This is a genomic window from Paenisporosarcina sp. TG20, from assembly GCF_000286315.1.
Classification (GTDB): domain Bacteria; phylum Bacillota; class Bacilli; order Bacillales_A; family Planococcaceae; genus Paenisporosarcina.
The window spans coordinates 1-23,066 of sequence record NZ_ALJG01000320.1; the positions used below are offsets into that span (position 1 = coordinate 1).

A 23,066-nucleotide genomic window follows, 5' to 3' on the forward strand; every position below is an offset into this window, starting at 1 on the left:
GTACCCAAACCTATATAGGATGAATTTTTATGTACACCCCAAATATTACTACACAAGAATATATCACTGATCAAAATTCACTTTGACTGAGAGGAAACCTGCGTTTCTAAAAAGAGAATAACATTTCACATTAATCGAATAAACTAAAGTCACATCATAGAAATGCCGTTTTTTAGCATGTTAGTCTTCATACTAAAAACACTAAGAATACAGGGTTTTTGGCACTCCAACTAGTTACGATCATTTGAATCGTGATCGATACTAAGCTCGCAGGAATACTTCTACACTATTTCTAAAAAGAGAAATACTAGCTCAAAATACCAGATTTTCAGTGTTCATGATGCAAACCACTGCGATTTCCTATTATTTAAAGTACCAGTGACTTTCTTAAAATACCGGGAATACTGAATTCCATGGCTCACTAGATTTATATACTTTCTTTTGAAAAAAACCCACAACTCGTAAAAGTTGTGGGCGGTTAACTTTATTTTTCTTGGTTTAATAACTCCATTGTTTCATCGAATTCACGTTCGATTTCGATGTTTTTACGATACGTCAACATACTCACCACTACAGCGAATAGTAAACATAAAATGAAACCAGGAACAATTTCATACATTAAGCCTTTTAAGTATTCATTATTCCCCCATACAACAACTGTGACAGCACCAACTATCATCCCTGATAAAACGCCCCATGTTGTTAACTTTCTCCAAAATAGAGATAGTATTATAATAGGTCCAAAAGCAGCACCAAACCCGGCCCAAGCATAAGCAACTAAATCTAAAATTGATTTATTTTGCCCCCAAGCTAAGGACATCGCAACTATAGCGACAGCTAGCACGGCAACTCGGCCCATTGTTACATAACTTTTGTCAGTTGCTTCTTTTTTCACAATGATTTTGTATAAGTCTTCAATCAATGCTGATGATGTAACAATTAATTGAGATGAAATCGTGCTCATAATAGCGGCTAAAATAGCAGCTAACATAATCCCTGCAATGAAAGGATGGAACATAATTTGCCCTAAAGCAATAAATATAGCTTCTGGATCACTTAACGATACGGTAGGATTCTGTTGGAAGTAAGCAATTCCGATCAAACCTGTTGCAACTGCACCAATCAGACTGATTATCATCCAACCCATTCCGATACGTCTTGCTTGTTTTACTTCTTTTACTGAACTTATTGCCATAAAGCGTACAATGATATGTGGTTGACCAAAGTAGCCAAGACCCCATGCAGCGGTAGAGAGTACTCCTAATAATGATGCACCTTCAATCAAACTTAATCGAGATGTATCTACTGCACGTATACTTTCTGTCGCTCCCTCTAATCCGCCTACAGCGAATAGAGCGATAACTGGAACTAAGATTAATGCTAAAAACATCATAATTCCCTGAACAAAGTCCGTATAACTTACTGCTAAGAAACCACCAAACAATGTATACGCAATTACTACTGCAGAAACGATAAGTAATCCAGTGTGGTAATCAAGTCCAAATGAACTCATAAAGAATATTCCACCTGCTACCATTCCTGATGATACATAAAAAGTAAAGAATAAGAGAATGATAATTCCAGACACGACACGTAATAATCTTGATGTATCTTTCAATCTATTTTCCAAATAACTAGGAATCGTGATTGAATCATTTGACACTTGTGAATACGCACGTAAACGTGGTGCTACAAATAACCAGTTTAAGTACGCTCCAATTGTTAATCCAATCGCAATCCAAGCTTCTAATAACCCAGATACATAGATAGCACCTGGTAATCCCATTAATAGCCAACCTGACATATCGGATGCACCAGCACTAAGTGCGGTAACTCCAGGTCCTAATGAGCGTCCTCCTAACATGTAGTCCGTTAAGTTCGTCGTTTTTCTGAAAGAATAATAGCCAATTAAAAGCATAGCGGCCATATAAATAATGATTGCTATCAATTGATATACGTTTTCGGACAAACTAACCCCTCCTTTTTGATACGAATAGATAAAGCATAACACAACAAAACATTGAAAAAAACCGAATATGCAAAACACTTCATTATTTTGCATATTCTTTATTGCCCGGGAAATATGTCGAATTATATAGCTGGCATTTTTTCTTTCGACATTTCACGTAATACATATTTTTGAATCTTTCCAGATGCCGTCATCGGATATGATTCTGTAAACTCAATGTAACGAGGTATTTTATGATGCGATATTTTCCCCTTGCAATACGCACGGATTTCATCCGCACTAATTGTGACGCCTTCTTTTGGAATAATCCACGCCATTAATTCTTCACCATACTTCGGATCAGGAACACCGACAACTTGAACGTCTTGGATGCTAGGGTGTTGATATAAGAATTCTTCAAGTTCACGTGGATAAACATTTTCTCCTCCACGGATAACCATGTCTTTAATTCTGCCAGTAATCGCAATATACCCTTCGTCATCTAATATAGCGATATCTCCAGTGTGAAGCCATCCTTCACTATCTATCGCGGCATGAGTTGCCTCTTCATTGTTGTAATAACCTTTCATTACAAGGTAGCCTCTGGTACATAATTCACCCGGTGTTCCAACAGGGAGTTCTTCATTTGTTTCGGGATCAATAATTTTCACTTCAACGTTTGGATGAGGCTTGCCGACAGTAGCAACTCGCTTTTCTATAGCATCATCTGATTGAGTTTGTGTAATAACAGGTGATGCTTCTGTTAATCCATAACAAATGGTTATTTCACTTGCACCCATGTCGTTAATAACTTTTTTCATTACTTCAATTGGACAAGGAGAACCAGCCATTATTCCTGTACGGAGTGTTGATGTATCATAATTTTTATAATCTGGATGGTTTAACTCAGCAATAAACATAGTTGGTACCCCATGAAGTGCGGTACACTTTTCATCTTGTACAGCTTGTAGAACTTTTTGTGCGTCGAATTGTTCAAGTAAAACCATCGTTGATCCATGAGTAACTGCAGCAAGCGTCCCTAACACGCAACCGAAACAATGAAAAAATGGCACAGGAATGCATAAACGATCATCAGGTGTTAATTTCATATAGTCACCTATGTTTTGTGCATTATTGACAATGTTCATATGTGTTAGCATGACCCCTTTAGGAAAACCAGTGGTTCCTGAGGTATATTGAATATTAATAACATCATCGACATTCAACGAACTTAGTTGTTCTTCAAGCTCTGCATCCGAGGTTTTTGATGCATGTGCTAGAAATTCACTCCAGGTATATATACCTGGGTAAGTGTTTTCACTCATAACAATCACACGCTTAAAATAGGGCAAATTTTCAAATTGAATATTCCCTTTTTCTGAAGTTTTAAGATTAGGACAAACTGCATTTATAATATCTATATAAGAACTACCTTTAAATTCTTCTCCTAAAATAAGTGTCGTTGCATCAGATTGGTTTAATAAATATTCAAGTTCTTTTTCTTGATAATTTGTATTCACCGTTACTAGAACCGCACCCATTTTACCTGTTGCATATTGACTCAACAACCATTCTCGCTTGTTGTCAGACCAAATTGCCACATGCTCTCCTTTGGCAATACCCATTCCCATAAAAGCTTTTGCTAACTGATCTGTTTCTTCATCAAATTCCTGATATGTCTTGCGAATCTGATGTTCTGGATATACATAAGCTTCAGTATCGGGATATTTTTTAGCCATTTCTCTAACAACGGCCCCCACTGTTTGCTGTTTTAACATAAAACTTCCCCCTTCGTAACATTCGTGACATTTCTACAAGTTAATGTTATCACAAAATTCAAACAAGCTGTATTGGAATATTCGAACTATGCAAAGGATTTATCATTTGCTGTCTCATGTGCTACTATATAATAGACAATTAGTCGTTTTATATTCTTCGGGGCAAGGTGAAATTCCTTACCGGCGGTGAGCAAATGAGGATTTGTAAGTCCGTGACCCTGTACTTGATTAAGTATAGGTGGAGTTGGTGAGAATCCAACACCGACAGTTATAGTCTGGATGGGAGAAGAATTAAAACGGTTACTATGTCAGCTAACGCACCGCTTCTGTTTGATATTTTAAATTTGAAAGGAGAATAATGTATCTAGCAATACATTCACATGACCTTCTCACACTAACTAATTTATTTTATCAACAACTAAGAAGATAGACTGTTAGTGCGTCTATTTTGACAACGTCAATACTAATTCTTTAGAGATATAGTTTTAACGTTTTTTATTAGACGGTGAATTTAGTCGCGTAGGAAAATGCAAACAAGAAGCGTAGCAACGTATTGTGTATATTTAAACCATTGTCACGTTAACAATCTACTGATAAACGTTTACTGGATACTATCGCTCTAATTGCGAGAAATATCCTATTCGAGTGCGTCTCAGATTAGGTAGAATTATTAACAACGTTGACACGGTACCCCAGATTTACCCTTTCCTCACCATTCATTTGCCCCATGGTGGAAAAACCCAAACCAATAAATTAAGATTAATTTATATACAAATGTTTAAGTTCGACTAGTTTATATTGTCCTTAAAATACTAACTGGTTACAGAAATCATTTTTTGTATTAATGATTTTAAGTAAGGAGGATGATTACTTGTTCACGGGAATCATTGAAGAAATTGGTACTATCACATCAATTCAACGTAAGCCTAATGCACTTGAAATCACAATACGTGCAAAGACAATTTTGGAAGATGTGAAAAGAGGCGATAGTATTGCAGTTAACGGTGTTTGCTTAACTGTCTCCACTTTCACGAAAGAAACATTTGTAGTTGACGTTATTCCAGAAACATTTAAATCAACTACTCTAGCTCTACTTTCATCTAAGTCTCATGTCAATCTGGAACGAGCAATGTCTGCTAATGGCCGTTTCGGTGGACATTTTGTTAATGGTCATGTCGATGGAATCGGAATCATCCGCTCCATTAAAAAAGATTCCAATTCAATAACAAAAAAAATTGAACTTGACTCTAGTCTCATGAAATACATGATGTTAAAGGGTTCTGTTGCAATCGATGGAACATCTCTAACGATTTTTCATGTCGATAAAACATCCATATCTATTTCATTGATTCCTACTACACAAAGCGATTCATTAATAGGACACAAAGGCATTGGTGACAAAGTAAATATTGAATGTGACATGCTAGCTAAGTATACAGAGCGTATACAGCTATCTAAATCCAACATGTCAAAAGAATGGCTACAAGAACACGGTTATTAATAGGAGGATTCTTATGTTTTTTACAGTTGAAGAAGCAGTTGATGCATTAGCAAAAGGACAAGCCATCATTGTTGTTGATGACGAAGATCGTGAAAACGAGGGAGATTTTGTTGCTCTTGCGGAATTTGCTACTCCAGAAATCGTCAATTTAATGGCCACTGAAGGAAAAGGACTAATTTGTGTACCAGTAGCTGAGGAAATTGCACAGCAACTTAAATTCGGATTAATGACAGACCAAAATTCAGACCCTTTTGGTACTGCCTTCACTATCAGTGTAGATCATAAAGATACTACCACTGGAATCAGTGCATTTGAACGGTCTCATACTATTCTTCAAATGATTAACAGCAAATCGACCCCAATCGACTTTAAACGTCCAGGTCATGTTTTTCCATTAATCGCAAAAAAAGGCGGAGTGTTAAAGCGTGCAGGACATACTGAAGCAGCTGTCGATTTAGCTTTGTTAGCTGGCTCTTCTCCAGCAGGAGTCATTTGTGAAATTATGAAAGAAGACGGATCGATGGCAAGACTTGATGACCTTGTCCTGATTGCAAAACGATTAAATATTGGTATTTTAACCATTGCTTCTCTAATCGAGTATAAAAGGAAAAATGAAAAACTGATTACACGTGAAGTTGATATCATGTTACCGACTGAATTTGGTGATTTTAAAGTAGTTGGGTATACCGAAACCTTGACAGGTAAAGAACATATTGCATTAGTAAAAGGAGAAGTTTCAGAAGATACGCCCATTCTAACTCGTGTTCATTCAGAGTGTTTAACAGGTGATGTTTTTGGATCTCGCAAGTGCGACTGCGGTGCTCAACTGCATTCTGCTCTAAAACAAATTGAAGCAACCGGTTCTGGAATTTTGCTGTATATGCGTCAAGAAGGCCGTGGTATAGGACTAATAAATAAATTAAAAGCCTATGAACTTCAAGATCAAGGTTTTGATACAGTTGAAGCAAATCACAAACTAGGTTTTGCAGATGACTTACGCGAATATGGAATTGGGGCTCAAATTTTAAGAGATTTGGGTGTTCGTAAAATGAAGTTACTTACAAATAACCCACGAAAAGTTTCTGGTATAGATGGATACGGTTTAGAAGTAACCGAACGAGTGAACATCGAAATTCCTACTAATGAAGATAACGAAAAATATATGAAAACAAAACATTCGAAGCTAGGACATTTCCTAAGTTTCTAAAGGAGAAAAAATATACATGACTACACATTTAGAAGGATATTTAATTGGCTCGGATTTGAAAATTGGAGTTGTCGTTGGACGTTTTAATGAATTTATTACTAGTAAACTATTAGGTGGAGCTGAAGATGCACTTAAGCGACATGGTGTTGATGATGCAAATGTAACAATTGCATGGGTTCCAGGAGCATTTGAAATTCCACTTGTAGCAAAACAAATGGCGGCTTCTAAAAAGTATGATGCGGTTATTACACTTGGTACAGTAATACGAGGATCTACACCACACTTTGATTTTGTTTGTAGTGAAGCAGCGAAAGGTGTTGCAAACGCAGGATACCAACACGATATTCCTGTAATTTTCGGTGTGTTAACAACAGATACGATTGAACAAGCAATTGAACGTGCGGGTACAAAAGCCGGGAATAAAGGTTGGGAATCTGCCACTGCCGCAATTGAAATGGCTAACTTGATGAAAAAATTGGTATAAGTAAAGCTCGGTGTTTTTAAGAAAGTTCTAATGATAAAAGAATTACTCTTTCTGTATAATCTTGGGTTTGCAGTTACTTTCGACGATAATTCAGCTGCATCATACGTATTAAATGAAAGTGGAGTAGTGGCAAAGTCACTCACTCCACTTTCTTTCGTACAGGAAATCTTGCGGTAAGTGTGCGTCCGACCCTATACTTCAACATATGGACATATACGATTTTGGCTTTTTACATATTTCTAATTAAAATAGCTCATAAAGGAGTGATTATTGGTGAAAAGGATTTATCTTGTACGACACTGTTCTGCAACTGGACAAGTAGCTGAAGCTGAATTAACTGAATCGGGATACAACCAAGCAAATATGTTAGCTTCTTTTTTTAAAAATATAGTAATTGATCATATTATTTCGAGCCCTTTTACTCGAGCACAACAGTCAATTACTCCAACAGTTCGTACAAAAAACTTGTCGCTCATTATCGACAACCGTTTAGCAGAACGAACATTGAGCACCTCTGATTTACCCAATTGGCTAGAACTTCTTGAAGAGACATTTACAAATTTTGATTTAAAACTCACTGGTGGAGAATCTAGTAGAGAGGCAACTTTACGTGCAATTGAAGTTGTTAATGAAGCACCGGACAATAGTATCTTAGTAACGCATGGAAACTTAATGAGTCTTATCCTAAAACATTTTGATGACTCACTAGGTTTTAGTGAGTGGAAATCACTAAGTAATCCAGATATTTATAAAATTACGTTAATTAATAATGAAAACACAATTAAGCATTTATGGAATAATTGAAAAACCCCTCCATTTTTATTAGAAATGTAGGGGTTAATGCTTTAGTCTAGTGTATTACCTTCTGCAGGTATCGGTGTGTTCTTTAACATTGTCGCTAAATGAATTGTGTTGTAGGCAAGCATACGTACATGACCTTTTGTGAAGTCATTTTCTTTCCCACCTTCAATATAGGAAGGACCAGGACCGGCTTCCCCTACCCAATAGGCATCGACGTTTGGAGGAATAACAAAGCCAATATGAGATAAAGCGTATAAGATAGATGCAGATGCATGTTTCGCACCATCTTCATTTCCTGTAACAACAACCCCGCCTACTTTATTATAGAAAACGGCCTGCCCTTTATCATTTGTTTTGCTGCTGCTTCCATATAATCGTTCGACTACCTGTGTTGCTAAGCTGCTTTTTTCACCGAGCCATAAGGGTGTGCCGATTATGACAATATCTGAAGACATGACTTTATCATAAATTTCCGGCCATTCGTCTCCGTTACCCATGTCTTCTTGGACGCCTAACTTAATCTTGTAATCTGCTATACGAATAATCTCCGATTCAACATCTTTTTCTTTATAAATCGCTTGGACTTCTTCCATCAAAGCCTCGGTGTGCGAAGTTTCGTCTGTGGTTTTTAGTGATGTATTTAAAAATACAGCTTTTAATTTTGGCATGCTATCACTCCTTCTATCTAGTTACTACCTCTTTACCCGACTAAGAACAGAGTAATCTTATTTAATATGGTAAAATGACAAAAAGACTTAAAAAGAAGGTGAAAACATATGGAATATAAGGACATGATTGAACAACTAACGAGTTTAATCAACAATAACCAGTTAATCTCTGCAACCATTAGCCAACCTCGGGCAAAGTCAGATGAAATTAAGCGTATACGATTGAAGCCGGTTGAATTACAAGGGGTGTACCATATTCAATTTGAGTATCAATACGAACGTATTTTAAAACATGATAATATAGAATTATCTGGAATCCCCGCTAAGATAGATTTCTTACTCCAACAATTCCGTCAAGTTCAAGCAGAATTCAAAGAAGAAAAAATCCATATTCAGCTTTCAAAAAAGTTTAAAATCCTGTGGAAATCAGAGCGAGTTGTTACTAAGACAGTTGTCAATTTGTCGCATAACCGCAAAAAGAATTATCTATTAGACGAAGACACAGCCTATCCTTTCTTAATTCGCCTAGGTGTACAAACTCCTGATGGAAAAGTTAAAAAGCAAAAGCATGATAAGTTTCGTCAAATTAACCGTTTTGTCGAATTTATTGATGATGCACTTGATTATCTTCCAAAAGATCGTCCAGTTCGAATACTGGACTTTGGTTCTGGGAAATCGTATTTAACTTTCGCACTTTATCATTATCTGCACATTGAAAAAGGGCTAGATATTAAGGTAACGGGACTAGATCTGAAAAAAGAAGTTATAGAAGAGTGTCAGCAAATCGCTAATGATTTAAATTATGATAATCTTGAATTTTTGGTTGGCGATATCAATGACTACAATGAAGAAACATCCGTAGATATGGTCGTTACACTACATGCTTGTGATGTTGCAACTGATATGGCGCTTGCTCGCGCTGTGAAATGGGGGGCAAAAGTCATTTTGAGTGTGCCATGTTGTCAACATGAGTTAAACACACAACTTAACAGTCCCTCTCTAGATGTAATGCTGCAGCATGGTCTCGTCAAAGAACGATTCGCTGCGCTAGCAACAGATTCAATTCGTGCGGAACTATTAAAACTTGTTGGTTATGAAGCACAATTACTTGAGTTTATTGATATGGAACACACACCAAAAAACATCTTAATCAGGGCTTATTTCACAGGAAAGAGACCTACAACTGGTGAACAAGAAAAATACAAAGCGTTTGTTGAGTTCTTAGGTGCAAAGCCATTTTTAGAAAAAGAGTTGCAAAATTACCTTTAAGGAAAACCGGGCAAGTACGCCCGATCCTTAAGACAAATGATTTAAATATCAGTCCAGAAGGACATTCCATATAGTATTGACTTTGGTTTCCGGTATAATTTCCGTTACAGGCGGACGCTTTCCGCGGGCGGACCGTGAGCCTCCTCGTCGCAAGCTCCTGTGGGGTCTCACTGGACTCGCTTTTCCGCTGGAGTCGCCGCCTTTCACTACAATTATTCTCCTGTTTAAAATAACCGTGATCAAATATAGTTTAAGAAATAAATATAAAAAATCGTCCGATCCTTTAAAACGAAAGCACTCAAACCTAAATCCTTTGACTGAGAGGCAACCTGCGTTATTAAAAAAGGAAATCATAACTTCACTTTAATCGAATTAACGAGAGACACAATTTCAATTTAGTCTGTTAGCCTCCATATACTAAAACACCATGAACATTCATCAATTTTATGTGCTATCTTATGTTTTAATATAGAAAAACGGCAATCCTTTTAATAAGGGTCGCCGTTTTTCTTACATGTTGACTATTTATTATGGTTTATTTATCTTTTAAGAATTCTCCAATGAAACATCCATAAATACAAACCCATCCCGTTCACTTACTTCACCAAATGTCACGGGCAGTCGAGATGAGAAAATCGGTCCATCGACAACAACCGTATGGAACTCTCCGTTTTCTCCACATGAATCAATTCCAAGACCTTCTAATTCATCCATTAGTTCGCGTGTAAATGTTCGTCCGATATAGTTTCGTGACATCATGTCCGTATTAATGACAACAATTACAGCTTCAAAACCAACCATAAGTAATTCTTCTAAAATAGAACGGCGCGGTTCTTGCCAAAGTGGATGAACCGGTATAATATTCGATTTTGCACATGTTTTTTGCACCCATTCTAAATGGGCTTCTAAATCGATATCACCGAAAATACCATGTGAGATTCCTGCCTGCCGACATTCATCCATAGCATTAATAAACTTTGCTTCATAACCGTTCCAATCTGACCCGCGAATCATTAGGGGAATACCTACACGTTCTGCCTGAGCTTGTACAACAGCTAATGGCAGGGCATGAGATTTTGATACTTCTTCATCTTCCTGAAACATGGTGAGCAATCGTTTTGGTGTCATGCCCGATTGGATTGCACGATAAAAGGCCATAGCAGAATCTTTTCCGCCACTCCATGAAGCGACAAACGGTTTGTTTTCCATTATAAAACTCCTATCTCTTTTCCGTCACGAATTTCAATAGCATCTACTCGCGAATTTTTTAGTATTGCACGAACTTGTTTTTTATATATTGTTTCATATTGATAGGTCCATTTAAACATTCTTCCATACATTCTCCAAGTAGGGATATAACTCGAAGATTCAATTCCCCTTTTCTGATAAAAAAACCTTTTGGAGAATCGATAAACACGAATGGAGACCTGTGGGTTTAAAAAAATTATTTGATCTGCTGCGTCAAACGACCTGTCTGGCCACCCTAAATGTGTACCTTCGATAATCCATGATGATTGTTGAATAGTTGAATCCAATGCCTCATCTCGGATTTCAATAGGATTTCGTATATCGCCTTCATCCCCTCTAGACCAAACCATTTCGTCTAAAGTGTACATTTTAATATTTAATTTCCTAGATAATTGACGGGCGAGTGTGGTCTTTCCACTTCCAACGGAACCTACAATTCGAATTTTATTTACCACTATATTAAGACCCTCATTCTTTTATAATACACGAAATTCTACCCATATACTTTGTGAGTTGTTATACTAATAACAGTCAAGGAGGTTTAAAACCATGGAGTTAAAGCGCGTCGCATATGGCATAATAACTGCTGGTACCATCGTTTTTTTTCGTTACATTGATTTACATATCTATGACATGCCTGCACTAGTTTCTTTAATTTTAATAATTGTTATGATGTTCATTAGTTATAAATTGGTGGAAAAATCCACATTTCTCAAACAAAAAGTTTCTAGAATGACTTATTATTTTATGAATATAGGCATCGTTTTTCTACTCTTCTTCGCCTTTTATCTACTAGAAATATAAAGGGAATCAAGCATAGCAAAACCTATGAAATCACAAATTCACTACAGTTACTTATGTTACCTGCAAAGAATTTTTTTATCGAGGCAGATAAGATTTGTTATTCTTTATTATGAAGGCATTGGTGTACTAGTAGGTGGTGCATAGCCCTCTTTGTATTTCTGATCTATGAAATTACGAATTTCTGTCAAATTATTGCCATCTTGCGCCATATTAATTGATTGAACTGCAATTTCTACACAAACTAAACAACGAGTTCCATGATCATCCCAGACAACCGAACCATCTTCATTTACTCTGTCAATAAAACAATTCTTATTACTTAAATGTCCGGCACTTTCTGCACATCCACAATAACAAGGTATCCATTCCAATATTTCATGTGCATTTCCAGCAGCTTGATATACAAGCTTTAGTTCATTCGATTGGTTATCTAAAAAAGAAGGTAAAACTTCTGCAGAGTTCGTTTTTTCTTGTATATCACCATTTGGTAAATGGATTGAATGATCCTGCTCAAGATCAGCCTCTTTACTATTGCATGCTGAGAGGACCAACATTGCTAAACAAATTAGTATGAACCATTTAGATTTCACTTAACATCCCTCATCTCTATTTTATTGTAACCGACAAATGCTTAGATTTTATTGACACTTTTATGACAGATTGTGTTTTTGGACATTTCTTTTACTAATACAAAAGGAGATTTTTGAGAGGAGGAATTTTTTTGGATAAAACCTGTATTATTATACCTGCATATAAGCCTACAGATTTATGTCTTCAAACAGTTGAAGAACTCATAAAAGTTGGCTTCACTAATATACTAGTTATCAATGATGGATCCGGACAAGAATTCACTCCTATCTTTGAAGAGATCGAACACTATAAAGAAGTGACAGTGCTTCATCATGCTGCAAATCAAGGCAAAGGAAGAGCCTTAAAAACGGCTTTTCACTTCTTTCTAAATGAATTGCCTCATATTCAAAAAGTAATTACAGTAGATGCTGACGGTCAGCATTTAACAAAAGACATTTGTTCTTTACATCATGCTTCTATACATAAAGCGGGCATTATACTAGGAGTACGAAATTTTAAACAAAAAAATATTCCTTTTAGAAGCCGATTTGGAAATAATTTAACTAGAAACTTGTTTGGATACACAACTGGCATTGGAATCTCTGACACACAAACAGGGCTTCGGCTATTTTTAAGGGAGCATTTGATGTGGTTATTGTCAATTAAAGGCGAAGCGTTTGACTACGAAATGAACATACTATCCGCTACAAAAGACGCTCATATACCTGTTAACGAAGTAACGATTGATACGGTATATTTAAATAATAATGAAGCTTCCCGTTTCCAACCAATCCGATCTTCTCTTAGGATTTATAAGGTGTTTTTAAAATTCGCCTTGTCAGGACTCGCTTCTTTTGGATTAGACATTGCATTATTTGCTCTCTTCATTTGGCTATGGAAAGACGATGCACCAGAGATGTATATTGTTTTTGCAACAATTTTAGCAAGGCTACTTTCCTCTATCTTCAATTATGTAGTTAATCGTAACAATGTATTTAAAAATGGGGATGACCGGTCAGTATTAAAATACATAATACTAGCAGTGTTCATCATGGCTTTATCAGCTGGATTAGTGCATGGGACAGTTCTTTTAATAGGCAAAGGTGAAGTTCTAATAAAAGGCATCGTAGATAGTTTATTATTCTTCTTAGGATTTGTAATTCAAAAAAATTGGGTGTTTAAGAATAATAAGCCAAAACACATTTAATTGTGTTTTGGCTTATTTAATAATGGGTGCCTGTACTTGCTGGTCCCAATCCTTAATAAAACGTTCTTGGTGGGGGTTCAGATTTAATGGTAGGTCCTTTCGATCAAAATAAATATGCGCATGTGATTCACTACTTTTTTGAATCAATTTGCCCGTTGCAATTGACGTTTTGAAAATCAACTGAATACTAAAAACTTGATCACCATTAGTATACTGAGCAAACCCCTCATTACCCGAGTAGACACCAAAAAATTCTAAATCTCCAAGCGTTAATCCCGTTTCTTCTTCAGTTTCTCGCCTTGCTGCATCTTCAACTTTTTCACCTAATTCTAAAACACCACCGGGAATGCACCAAACATTTGCATCAACTCGATGTTGTAATAGTATTTGATTGTCTTTTTCAATAATGACACCACAACCAACAGTTAATAATGGTTCATGTCCAATCATATTTCTCATAGTTTGAATATAATTCAATGTAATTGACTTCCTTTCAATATTTACTGGTACCCTAAAATGCTGATAGTATAATCAAATCAATTCAAAAATACATACCTATAATTTCATGTCTTTATGTTATTTTTTGTTTTTGAATATCTTTTTTCATATTTTCTTTCTTTATAATACTGGTATAGCCAAATGGTTATTGTCAGCCACAAGCCTCCAACTAAGAATCCACCTATCACATCACTTGGATAATGAACACCTAAGTAAATACGACTAAGACCAATCATTAGTATCGTAGAAATACTCGAAATTACTACTATTGTACGACCCGATTTAGTACGAACATGGCGCCATAATATAAATGAAAGAATTCCATAAAAGGCGACTGCATTTGTGGAATGTCCACTTGGAAAACTATAGCCTCCTACTTCGATTAATTGATTTAAATCTGGACGTGCTCTTGCAAACATTTGTTTTAAGGTATAAAAGAGAAGATTAGCCCCAGCTATTACACCTAAAAACAGTAGTAATTCGGATCGAATTTTAAACACTATATAAAAGATTAACAAGATAATTACTGATAAGGACAAGATGGATGGTATTGATCCGAGAGAAGTAAAAAACTTCATAATCGTCTTCAAATTTTGAGACTCTATTTTATGAAAGAAGTTAATGATTAACTCGTCAAAACGAACCACCTTTTGACCATGGACTAAAATGGACACTACCCCAAATCCGATGAGTAAAAATAAACTTGTACCAACAAAAAGTGTAAGTTTAATTTTATTATTTATGATTATAATCACCCCAATTTTAATTCGAAGTAAGCACAATTAACATAATTCGTTTTTTAATTCAAGCTAATCAATCGAAAATAAAATGAAATCTGTTTTTTAGACAAACTAAAAAAATCTACTCAAAAAGAATATGGCCGTATACAACTATTATATAAAATTGTACCATTTTCGAAGTTATTGTAACAGTTGAATCCTAATAAGTTATTGGCATGAAAGTAATATTATTTATAAAAAAAGCCCTCCTAGTTGGAAGGCTTCCGAGATTATACGGATGCGTGATCGGTAACTTCTTTTTCTTCTTCTTTCTTGTCTTTCATCTCATAAGAAATGCGGTCTAAACTTGATCGAAGATTTCCTTTTCCAGAATAGTTTTCTAACATTTCTTTCACATCAATTCCTGATGATGCTTTTAATGATTCTTGTAAGGTTGACATTAAGTTTGTTGCATAAGATGTAATTTTATTGGCACCGCCACCTTCGCCACCACCTGTATCAACCACTGTGATCTTGTCGATATTTGCTAATGGACTTGCGATTTGCTTGGCGTATTCAGGCATCATTCGAACGATCATATCTAGAACAGCTGCTTGACCGTAATGCTCAAACGCTTCAGCAATTTCTCGTTTTACTTCAGCTTCAGCAAGACCTTTAAGTCGAATAATACCTGCTTGCGCTTCACCTTGAGCACGCTCAGAGTCCGCTCTCGCTAAACCATCAAGACGTATTTTTTCAGCTTCAGCTTTTGCTTTCGCTTCAATTCGATATTTTTCTGCATCGGCTTCAGCGAATTCACGAGACCGCGATGCTTCTGCATTTTGTTCGATTGCGTAACGATCCGCATCGGCTTTCTTTTTGACTTCAGAGTCGTATTGTTTTTCACGACGTAAAATTTCTTTTTCTTCTAGTTCAATCTGTTTTTGTCGTTCAATAATTTTGATTTGCATTTCTTGTTCCATTACTTCTTGTTTTGAACGTGCGGTTTGTAGTTCGTATGCTTGGTCAGCACGAGCTTTAGCAATATCTTGCTCACGTCGATAGTCCGCAACTTTCAATTGATTTTCTTTTTCTGCTAAAGCAATTTCTGTCGCACGTTCAATTTCATATTGCTGTGCTTCTTTTTCAGCTTCTGATCGCTTTATACGCGTTTCTTTGTCTGCTTCAGCAGTTGCAATGTCCGCGTCTCGTTTCACTTGAGCGATACGAGGTTTACCAAGTGAATCTAGATATCCGTTCTTATCCCGAACGTCTTTAATTGTAAATGACACAATGATAAGTCCCATTTTGGCTAAATCTTGCGAAGCAACACGTTGAACCTCTTGTGAGAACTTATCACGGTTTTTATAAATTTCTTCAACCGTCATAGAACCTAATATTGAACGTAAATGACCTTCCAATACTTCTTTTGCCTCATTTTCACGATCTTCTTTTGACTTTCCTAAGAATTGCTCTGCAGCTGTTGCAATTTCGGAGATAGATCCACCAATTTTTATAATGGCTGTTCCATCAGCCATAACGGGAACGCCTTGTTCCGTATACACTTCAGGTGTCATAACTTCTAATTTACTTGAAAGTAAGCTAAGTGGTTTTGCTTGTTGGAATATTGGTAAAACAAATGTACCTCCACCACGAATAATTTTTATTCGATTACCAGAATCGTCTGTGTGAACTGTTTTTGAGCCTAAATAACTCCCTGTGACAATTAACGCTTCATCTGGACCAACTGTTTTATACTTCGTTACATATACACCAATAATCGCAAGCATTATAAATCCAACTATAGCAATGACAACCCATACTCCTAAACCCATGACAATTCCCCCATTTTCTATTTTTTAATGAAATCAAAGGCTTCATATTCTCTGACGAGGAATGTACCTTCTTTTACATCAATTACTAAAATTTCCTTACCATAGTCGATTTCTTCGTTATCGTATCCTGTTGATCGTTTGTGCAATAGACCGTTAACTGTTTCAATAACAATTTCTCCATAACCATCAATGGGGATTGGTGTAATAACTTTTCCTAATTGACCAGCTAAAGACTCGTCGGTATATGCAAGTGAAACCTCGCTTGAAGACATGGGAAGTAGAATAAAATAGTAAAGCAAAAAATCTATCCCTACTCCGATGGTACCCGCAGCCACTAATACAAGCCAGCTGTTCCATAAGGTAGTCGCTTCAAGAATGTATCCACTTGCTGAAGTTAAGGTACCAAATGCCAATAGAACGGCAGGATTTAAAAACGGTATTCCCTCACCAATTCCATCTGCAATATCTCCGAAAAAGATATAGAGAATCGTAGAAATCCCCATCACAACAAGTACAGTTAAATAAACTTGTTCAATCGACATGTAAATCACTCTCATTTCAGCAATTTTTTGTGATTACTATATTTACGAAGTGCGGCAATAAAAGTTTCACTTTTTTAAAATTTTATTTATCTGATTCTTTGATCAATAAGAGGTTGGATACCATGTAATTCACTTATTCACATGTAAAAGGACGTGTGCCATTCAATTAGAGTGTTGCACATGACCTTTTTACGAATGCCTGGTTACATAAGAAACTACTGAAATGAATATGATGATTCATGGAAGGATAAGTAAGTTATCTTATTCATTTTCCTGGAGGAATTTTATGTTTAGTACAAAAAAGCAAGATCCATTCTTTTCTGCATTACTAAAGATTGCAGAAAATGTGAATGATGCAACTCATTATGCAAACGATTTTACAGTTTTGAGTTGTATAGATTTAAAGGAACTTAGCGTTAAAATAAAAAACTATGAAATTGAAAGCGATACATTAATACACGAGTTAATTATTAAGCTTAATAAATCGTTCATGACTCCAATAGAGCGTGAAGATATCCTCCAATTAGCCGTTAAAATGAATGCTGTGTTAGATGGCGTTGAATACTTTATAGCATATTTAGATATGTATTCAATAATTAAAATCGATGACTCCACGAAATCTTTCTTTCACTACCTTGTAAAGAGTACAGATGAATTCGTCAAAGCAATGGAATTAATGGATTCTAAAAAACTACACAAAATGCGTGACCATGTAATATTGATAAAAGGCTATAAACGCAAATGTAATGACATTTACCGAACATCTATGAAACACCTTTTTTTAAATGAAAAAGATCCGATTCGTATTATTCAATTTAAAGATATTTACGAAAAACTCGAAGACGTCGCTGGTTATTGTGAAAATGTAGCAAATACAATCGAGACAATAATTATGCGTAATGTATAGGAGAGTAAATACATATGGATTCTTTACTCATTTTAACTATTCTTGTGGTCATATTTGCGCTAGTATTCGATTTTATTAACGGTTTTCATGATACGGCAAATGCTATTGCTACCTCCGTTTCTACACGAGCACTTTCGCCGCGATTCGCCGTTTTATTAGCTGCTGTCATGAATTTCGTGGGGGCACTTACTTTTACGGGTGTTGCCAAGACCATCTCGAAAGATATAGTAGATCCTTTCATGCTTGAAAATGGTTCGCTTGTTATTTTAGCTGCACTTTTATCCGCAATTGCTTGGAACTTAATTACCTGGTATTTTGGGTTTCCGTCCAGCTCCTCTCATGCATTGATCGGATCAATTGCTGGAGCAGCTGTTTCTGCTGCTGGCCTTGGTATTTTGAATTTTACAGGCTTCATAAAAATCCTACAAGCGTTACTAATTTCACCATTTATAGCACTTGTAGTGGGATTTTTAATGATGACCTTGTTTAAAGTATTATTTAAGAACAATAGTCTTTATCGGACCAATAGAGGTTTCCGTATATTCCAAATCGGTACAGCAGCTTTACAATCATTTGCGCATGGTACAAATGATGCGCAAAAAGCTATGGGGATTATCACTTTGGCATTAATTGCTGCTAAACTTCAGTCGGGCGATGATATTCAAATGTGGGTTCGTGTTTCTGCAGCACTTGCTATGGGGATAGGAACATCGATTGGTGGATACAAAATCATTAAAACTGTTGGCGGGAAAATCATGAAAATCCGTCCCATCAATGGGGCTGCAGCTGATTTAACTTCAGCACTGATAATTTTTGGTGCGACAACGATTCATCTACCAGTTTCAACTACTCATGTTATTTCTTCTGCCATTATGGGTGTTGGCTCAGCTCAACGTGTAAGAGGTGTAAAATGGGGCGTTGCAAGAAAAATCGTTATAACATGGGTAATAACATTACCCATTTGCGGAGCACTTGCTGCTCTGATTTATCGTATTCTTAATTTATATACTTAATGATAAAAGCTGTAACGCTCATATCTTGAGCATTACAGCTTTTATTCTTTTATGAGCAGGCCAAGCGATTTTGCAAATCCTATCGCTTGTTCTTTTGAAACTGTACATCCTGACAACTTGTCAGCACTCACCATGATTTGTTCATATGTACACGTACTAAAATCAATATTCGCTAATTTCGTATCCGAGAAATTCGAACCATCCAATTCACATTCAGTAAATTCAACTTTTTCAAATGTACATTCATAAAAATCAGCTTTGTTTAATATTGTTTGATGAAACTTCACATGTTTCATTTTACTAAAGCTAAATGCCGCGTAATTCGCCACACAATTATTGAATTCTACATGTCCAAAACGACTTTGTGTACATTGCACTCCCATCAATTTTGACTGTAGAAATTCAACTCGATGAAATATAGAATGTCCAAAATCTACGTTGGATAAATCACAACGCTCGAATTTGCAATCAATAAATTCCACTTGATTAAAACGAACCCCTTCAAAAGACACGTCATGAAAATGGACCTGATCAAAACTAATTTTGTCCTCCGGTAACTCAAAAATATTCCATTTCGACACAATTCCCCGGGAAATAAACCATTGTTCTTCCACTTCAATTAAAGTAGCAAGATCCAGTTCTTCTAGCTGTTTTGGGATTTTTGGCTTGTCAATTCTAATACTATGACACCTCTTCCTTATTTATAAAACGATCCTACTAGTTGACTTCTTCTAGTTTCGACAAAGATTATTAATTTGTAAGATACTCGTTCTATTGAGTTAAGTTTCACACTAGTTACTTAAGTTCAGAACACTATTGGCACTAGCTTGACCCGGAAATGAATCGTCAATGCTGCTATACGTGATGCGAACGGTATCGAACTCATTGACTTTTCTCAATTGATCAAGCGATAATGAAAACCAAATTGCTTCGTTTGCATTTTTTAGCATTTCCTCTTCTGTTTGCCCTTGAATTTCAGCCGCATTTTTTTCACCACTAATCACCAATATACGAGCATTATCTATTTTAGCAACAAAACCCTCTATTGCTAATGCATTTCCACTTTGTATTTGATTATTTTGATAAAACATAGTAATAGAACCAACGATAATTGCTATAGCAGTGATTACAATTAAGATGATTAATACGACGGCTTTATTACCTTTCATAACTCGTATGCCTCCTGTTTTTTCTGATAAAGATAAATTCCATATTGATTAACTTACAGTAAAACTCATCTTATTTTTTACAACACTGTTTTCATCGCTCAATCTAATCTTTAATATGATTTCAGTTCCATTTACTAATGCAATGACCGCTCGATACAGCCCCGTTCGGTCCTTTTGGTTTCAATTTTCAATACATCCACCGCCGAGAATATTTCTTCTAGTATATCGATAATATTTTTTAATTTCCAATAAAAGAAAAGAGCTAGAAAAGTATCTAGCTCTCAAATGTGTAACTTAAGCGAATCATATCTCGACACAACAAGCCATTTTCATAAATTGGTTCATCGTAACTACGGACAAAGTAGTCGAAATCAACTCCGACAATACGAAAACCACATTGTTGATAAAGTTTTAGTTGATAAATACTTGAATTTCCAGTGCCTATTTCTACCTGTGCATATCCCTGTTTGGAAGCTTCATTAATTGCATGAGAAATTAATTGTTTACCTATACCTCTTCCTTGATGAATCTCTTGGACTGCTACATTCATAATTTCAACTACAATTTTCTTCGTTTCTTTCAGAACGTATACACCTATAATTTCGTCAGATTCTTCTCCGACATAGATGCAACTATTATGAATGTATCCTTCAATAATCATCTTGGAAGGATCAGCTAGTTCTAATAATTCCCACGGAGGATTTTCTGAGGGATCTAATCTTCGAATCATCATTATTTCGTTAATAACTCAAATCCTTCACTCAACAAATACTCTTCGGCTTCATCAAATGATTCGTAGCTTTCTTCTAAGTTGTGTGTATAATAAATATTCCAAAGAGTGTCCTCATGAATCAGTTTCAATTCTTGACCGTCACCGTTTTTCCACACTTGCTCTTCTACAACTTCTTCTTCGTCAAATTGTTCTTCTTCAGACAAGATACCAATTGAGTCTGTAATCATTTGGTGTAACTCATCTTCCGTTACTTCACGAATATTAACCATGCCTTTATTATCCGCGTTATATTTTTTAATATCCCCAACAAAAACAAACCCGTTGCCGTTAGGATGCAGGTGATAGATGACTGCTTTTTTGTCATATAAACTATCTTCGAAGTGGTAGTTCACTCGTTTTAATGAGACATCTTTTTTAGTTAATTCAGGGAAAGATTCAATAATAGCAGTTTTTTGTTCAAATGTTAGCATAATGCGCCTCTTTTCATAGTGTTTCTTTGAGTAATTATTATATCACATGAGCGTAGAAAACTTGATTGACAACTTAATTCATTAGCGGCTATAATCACAGAAATATATAGAACTCTTCTTATGGAAAAAAGATGTGTAATTTTGTCGAAATGGAGTTGTGTGGTGAAAGACTCTAAAAAACCACTTGTTGATTCCTTCTTAAGTTCGAAGACGAAAGTATTTCATAACACCTTTTTGGTAAAGGCAATAGGACATGAGCATGTTCCCCTTTTTGATTCCAGAATCATTGTTAAAAAGAAAAAGATCATGTTGAAGGTTTGCACCAGAAGTCGCGTGGGTGACACATGGTGGTGATGAAAAGATAGCTGAACGATTATGTGAAAGGCCATCCATCATCTGGAGTCTTATTTTGTGAGCATTTTAGCAATATTATTCATTCCTATCGTGATTTACCAAAGCTTTATAACCAATGATCAAATGTGGTTCGTTGGAAAAAAAACGAGTCCCTTCCTTCGTACTTTAGAATTTTTTGTAGCAGGAAGGTCATACGGCTCATTCATGCCACAGATGATGAAGCAATGGAAGAAACGTTACGCATGATAAATGAGTATGCAGCTTTATGTGAAGAATGGGTGGCCATTCCGGTCATCAAGGGTTAAAAAACAGATAAAAAATTCTCGGGTGCAAAATTAACCTTCACGATTGAAACACTTATGCATGATGGGGAAGTATTAGAATCACTTTTTCTGCACTATAAGTGGCTTAATATTGTCGTTAGTCTACACTATTTACTGAAGGAGTTGTTCACTATTGATCAAAGCTATTATATTCGATTTAGATGATACGTTATTATGGGACAAAAAAAGTGTAGAAACTGCTTTTCAGATGACATGCCAATTGGCCGCTAAAAAAGTTCCAATTGACGCTATTCAGTTAGAAAAAGCAGTTAGAAAAGAAGCAAGTGAACTATATGCTTCTTATGAGACCTATGCATTTACTAAAATGATTGGTATTAATCCTTTTGAAGGCTTATGGGGGACATTTGATGATGAGGGGGAACACTTTCAGAAAATGAAAGAAGTTGTTCCGACATATCGCATTGAAGCATGGACTAGAGGGTTACATAGGATTGGTATTAACGATCCAGTATTAGGAGAACAACTTGCTGAATATTTCCCAAAAGCAAGAAAGGACCATCCGTTTATCTACAAAGAAACATTTCAGGTGCTTGAACGTCTTAAAAGTCTCTATAAACTTGTGCTCTTAACAAACGGTTCACCCACATTGCAAAAGACCAAACTCGAAATAACGCCAGAGATTGCTCCGTATTTTACGGACATCGTGATTTCAGGAGCATTCGGAAAAGGCAAACCGGACCCTTCCATCTTCAGTTTTGCGCTATCTCAAAATAATATACAAGCAGATGAAGCGATAATGGTCGGGGATAATTTGATGACTGATATTTTAGGGGCCACCCGTGCAGGCATTCGTTCTGTATGGATAAATAGGGAGCAAAAGTTGCTTGATCAAGATGTAACACCAACATATGAAATTAATGATTTAGAAGAATTATTTCCTATTTTAAAAGATTTATCATAAGAAAAACCGGGCAAAGTACGCCCGGTCTTTTAAGCAAGAACATATTATCAACTTTGGTTTCCGGTTATGATTTCCATTGCAGGCGGACGCTTTCCG

The 23,066-nt window shown here is 36.0% G+C and carries 24 protein-coding genes, 1 pseudogene and 1 riboswitch; of the genes and pseudogenes, 11 read left to right on the top strand and 14 right to left on the bottom strand.

All coding sequences use genetic code 11. The features are described 5' to 3' along the window. Positions 1-484 precede the first annotated feature (484 nt). Positions 485-1,969, bottom strand: a complete 1,485-nt coding sequence (gene putP, locus B371_RS0112715) for a sodium/proline symporter PutP (protein WP_019414704.1) — start codon at positions 1,967-1,969, stop codon at positions 485-487. Positions 1,970-2,091: 122 nt separating this feature from the next. Continuing rightward, positions 2,092-3,726, bottom strand: coding sequence for an AMP-binding protein (locus B371_RS0112720; RefSeq protein WP_019414705.1), 1,635 nt, complete (start codon positions 3,724-3,726; stop codon positions 2,092-2,094). Between the two features lie 149 nt (positions 3,727-3,875). After that, a riboswitch (FMN riboswitch) is annotated at positions 3,876-4,021 on the top strand. A gap of 576 nt (positions 4,022-4,597) precedes the next feature. Here B371_RS0112720 and ribE (B371_RS0112725) point away from each other — a divergent pair. From ribE (B371_RS0112725) to B371_RS0112740, 4 genes are all read left to right on the top strand, one after another. Further along, positions 4,598-5,227: a riboflavin synthase gene (ribE, locus tag B371_RS0112725; RefSeq protein WP_019414706.1), complete on the top strand. Its 630-nt coding sequence runs from the start codon at positions 4,598-4,600 to the stop codon at positions 5,225-5,227. Between the two features lie 13 nt (positions 5,228-5,240). Beyond that, positions 5,241-6,434 (top strand): bifunctional 3,4-dihydroxy-2-butanone-4-phosphate synthase/GTP cyclohydrolase II, encoded by a 1,194-nt coding sequence (locus tag B371_RS0112730; RefSeq protein ID WP_019414707.1) that lies wholly within the window; start codon positions 5,241-5,243, stop codon positions 6,432-6,434. 16 nt (positions 6,435-6,450) lie between these two features. Beyond that, on the top strand, positions 6,451-6,918 hold the full coding sequence (ribE, locus tag B371_RS0112735; RefSeq protein WP_019414708.1) for a 6,7-dimethyl-8-ribityllumazine synthase: 468 nt from the start codon (positions 6,451-6,453) through the stop codon (positions 6,916-6,918). A gap of 273 nt (positions 6,919-7,191) precedes the next feature. After that, the gene (locus B371_RS0112740; protein ID WP_019414709.1) at positions 7,192-7,722 is read left to right on the top strand and encodes a histidine phosphatase family protein; all 531 of its coding nucleotides are present in this window, start codon (positions 7,192-7,194) and stop codon (positions 7,720-7,722) included. 41 nt (positions 7,723-7,763) lie between these two features. On the opposite strand, the gene B371_RS0112745 is transcribed toward B371_RS0112740, so the two are convergent. Further along, on the bottom strand, positions 7,764-8,387 hold the full coding sequence (locus tag B371_RS0112745; RefSeq protein ID WP_019414710.1) for a flavodoxin family protein: 624 nt from the start codon (positions 8,385-8,387) through the stop codon (positions 7,764-7,766). Positions 8,388-8,495: 108 nt separating this feature from the next. On the opposite strand from B371_RS0112745, the gene B371_RS0112750 reads away from it, so the two are divergent. Continuing rightward, positions 8,496-9,656, top strand: a complete 1,161-nt coding sequence (locus B371_RS0112750) for an SAM-dependent methyltransferase (RefSeq protein ID WP_019414711.1) — start codon at positions 8,496-8,498, stop codon at positions 9,654-9,656. 546 nt (positions 9,657-10,202) lie between these two features. On the opposite strand, the gene B371_RS0112755 is transcribed toward B371_RS0112750, so the two are convergent. Then, entirely contained in the window at positions 10,203-10,865 is a 663-nt protein-coding gene (locus B371_RS0112755; RefSeq protein WP_019414712.1) for a diphthine--ammonia ligase, read from the bottom strand. Continuing rightward, positions 10,865-11,359: a hypothetical protein gene (locus B371_RS0112760; RefSeq protein ID WP_019414713.1), complete on the bottom strand. Its 495-nt coding sequence runs from the start codon at positions 11,357-11,359 to the stop codon at positions 10,865-10,867. The genes B371_RS0112755 and B371_RS0112760 overlap by 1 nt, the downstream gene beginning before the upstream one ends. 94 nt (positions 11,360-11,453) lie before the next feature. On the opposite strand from B371_RS0112760, the gene B371_RS0112765 reads away from it, so the two are divergent. Then, positions 11,454-11,708 carry a hypothetical protein gene (locus tag B371_RS0112765; protein ID WP_019414714.1) on the top strand — a complete coding sequence of 85 codons (255 nt, stop codon included), beginning with the start codon at positions 11,454-11,456 and terminating at the stop codon, positions 11,706-11,708. 107 nt (positions 11,709-11,815) lie between these two features. On the opposite strand, the gene B371_RS0112770 is transcribed toward B371_RS0112765, so the two are convergent. Next, on the bottom strand, positions 11,816-12,298 hold the full coding sequence (locus B371_RS0112770; protein WP_019414715.1) for a PCYCGC motif-containing (lipo)protein: 483 nt from the start codon (positions 12,296-12,298) through the stop codon (positions 11,816-11,818). A 131-nt stretch (positions 12,299-12,429) separates the two neighbouring features. On the opposite strand from B371_RS0112770, the gene B371_RS0112775 reads away from it, so the two are divergent. Next, positions 12,430-13,485: a bifunctional glycosyltransferase family 2/GtrA family protein gene (locus B371_RS0112775; protein WP_019414716.1), complete on the top strand. Its 1,056-nt coding sequence runs from the start codon at positions 12,430-12,432 to the stop codon at positions 13,483-13,485. Positions 13,486-13,497: 12 nt separating this feature from the next. Here the strand turns inward: B371_RS0112775 and B371_RS0112780 are convergent, their stop codons facing one another. The 4 genes from B371_RS0112780 to B371_RS0112795 form a co-directional block, all read right to left on the bottom strand. After that, positions 13,498-13,962: an NUDIX hydrolase gene (locus tag B371_RS0112780; protein WP_019414717.1), complete on the bottom strand. Its 465-nt coding sequence runs from the start codon at positions 13,960-13,962 to the stop codon at positions 13,498-13,500. A gap of 86 nt (positions 13,963-14,048) precedes the next feature. After that, positions 14,049-14,657: a phosphatase PAP2 family protein gene (locus B371_RS0112785; protein WP_237721536.1), complete on the bottom strand. Its 609-nt coding sequence runs from the start codon at positions 14,655-14,657 to the stop codon at positions 14,049-14,051. A 335-nt stretch (positions 14,658-14,992) separates the two neighbouring features. After that, the gene (locus B371_RS0112790; protein ID WP_019414719.1) at positions 14,993-16,537 is read right to left on the bottom strand and encodes a flotillin family protein; all 1,545 of its coding nucleotides are present in this window, start codon (positions 16,535-16,537) and stop codon (positions 14,993-14,995) included. Between the two features lie 17 nt (positions 16,538-16,554). Continuing rightward, entirely contained in the window at positions 16,555-17,079 is a 525-nt protein-coding gene (locus tag B371_RS0112795) for a hypothetical protein (protein WP_019414720.1), read from the bottom strand. 286 nt (positions 17,080-17,365) lie between these two features. Here B371_RS0112795 and B371_RS0112800 point away from each other — a divergent pair, with 286 nt between their 5' ends. After that, positions 17,366-17,986, top strand: coding sequence for a DUF47 domain-containing protein (locus tag B371_RS0112800; RefSeq protein WP_019414721.1), 621 nt, complete (start codon positions 17,366-17,368; stop codon positions 17,984-17,986). 14 nt (positions 17,987-18,000) lie between these two features. Next, the gene (locus B371_RS0112805) at positions 18,001-18,999 is read left to right on the top strand and encodes an inorganic phosphate transporter (protein ID WP_019414722.1); all 999 of its coding nucleotides are present in this window, start codon (positions 18,001-18,003) and stop codon (positions 18,997-18,999) included. Positions 19,000-19,040: 41 nt separating this feature from the next. Here the strand turns inward: B371_RS0112805 and B371_RS0112810 are convergent, their stop codons facing one another. From B371_RS0112810 to B371_RS0112825, 4 genes are all read right to left on the bottom strand, one after another. Beyond that, on the bottom strand, positions 19,041-19,580 hold the full coding sequence (locus tag B371_RS0112810; protein WP_237721537.1) for a pentapeptide repeat-containing protein: 540 nt from the start codon (positions 19,578-19,580) through the stop codon (positions 19,041-19,043). Between the two features lie 210 nt (positions 19,581-19,790). After that, complete coding sequence (locus B371_RS0112815) at positions 19,791-20,168, bottom strand: DUF3221 domain-containing protein (RefSeq protein WP_019414724.1); 378 nt, start codon at positions 20,166-20,168, stop codon at positions 19,791-19,793. Between the two features lie 274 nt (positions 20,169-20,442). Further along, positions 20,443-20,901 (bottom strand): GNAT family N-acetyltransferase, encoded by a 459-nt coding sequence (locus tag B371_RS0112820; protein WP_019414725.1) that lies wholly within the window; start codon positions 20,899-20,901, stop codon positions 20,443-20,445. Beyond that, complete coding sequence (locus B371_RS0112825; protein ID WP_019414726.1) at positions 20,901-21,371, bottom strand: hypothetical protein; 471 nt, start codon at positions 21,369-21,371, stop codon at positions 20,901-20,903. The genes B371_RS0112820 and B371_RS0112825 overlap by 1 nt, the downstream gene beginning before the upstream one ends. A 126-nt stretch (positions 21,372-21,497) precedes the next feature. Here B371_RS0112825 and B371_RS22945 point away from each other — a divergent pair. Both B371_RS22945 and B371_RS0112840 read left to right on the top strand, forming a co-directional pair. Further along, positions 21,498-22,111, top strand: a pseudogene (locus B371_RS22945) (proline--tRNA ligase); the annotation flags it as partial. 70 nt (positions 22,112-22,181) lie between these two features. Next, complete coding sequence (locus B371_RS0112840) at positions 22,182-22,970, top strand: HAD family hydrolase (protein ID WP_019414729.1); 789 nt, start codon at positions 22,182-22,184, stop codon at positions 22,968-22,970. The last annotated feature ends 96 nt before the right edge of the window (positions 22,971-23,066 follow it).

Coding starts and splice junctions, on each gene's coding strand:
- ribE (WP_019414708.1), top strand. CDS start 6,451: ATGACTACACATTTAGAAGGATATTTAATTGGCTCGGATTTGAAAATT.
- B371_RS0112820 (WP_019414725.1), bottom strand. CDS start 20,901: ATGATGATTCGAAGATTAGATCCCTCAGAAAATCCTCCGTGGGAATTA.
- B371_RS0112815 (WP_019414724.1), bottom strand. CDS start 20,168: ATGAAAGGTAATAAAGCCGTCGTATTAATCATCTTAATTGTAATCACT.
- B371_RS0112805 (WP_019414722.1), top strand. CDS start 18,001: ATGGATTCTTTACTCATTTTAACTATTCTTGTGGTCATATTTGCGCTA.
- B371_RS0112795 (WP_019414720.1), bottom strand. CDS start 17,079: ATGTCGATTGAACAAGTTTATTTAACTGTACTTGTTGTGATGGGGATT.
- B371_RS0112750 (WP_019414711.1), top strand. CDS start 8,496: ATGGAATATAAGGACATGATTGAACAACTAACGAGTTTAATCAACAAT.
- B371_RS0112825 (WP_019414726.1), bottom strand. CDS start 21,371: ATGCTAACATTTGAACAAAAAACTGCTATTATTGAATCTTTCCCTGAA.
- B371_RS0112755 (WP_019414712.1), bottom strand. CDS start 10,865: ATGGAAAACAAACCGTTTGTCGCTTCATGGAGTGGCGGAAAAGATTCT.
- B371_RS0112745 (WP_019414710.1), bottom strand. CDS start 8,387: ATGCCAAAATTAAAAGCTGTATTTTTAAATACATCACTAAAAACCACA.
- B371_RS0112765 (WP_019414714.1), top strand. CDS start 11,454: ATGGAGTTAAAGCGCGTCGCATATGGCATAATAACTGCTGGTACCATC.
- B371_RS0112800 (WP_019414721.1), top strand. CDS start 17,366: ATGTTTAGTACAAAAAAGCAAGATCCATTCTTTTCTGCATTACTAAAG.
- B371_RS0112790 (WP_019414719.1), bottom strand. CDS start 16,537: ATGGGTTTAGGAGTATGGGTTGTCATTGCTATAGTTGGATTTATAATG.
- B371_RS0112720 (WP_019414705.1), bottom strand. CDS start 3,726: ATGTTAAAACAGCAAACAGTGGGGGCCGTTGTTAGAGAAATGGCTAAA.
- B371_RS0112730 (WP_019414707.1), top strand. CDS start 5,241: ATGTTTTTTACAGTTGAAGAAGCAGTTGATGCATTAGCAAAAGGACAA.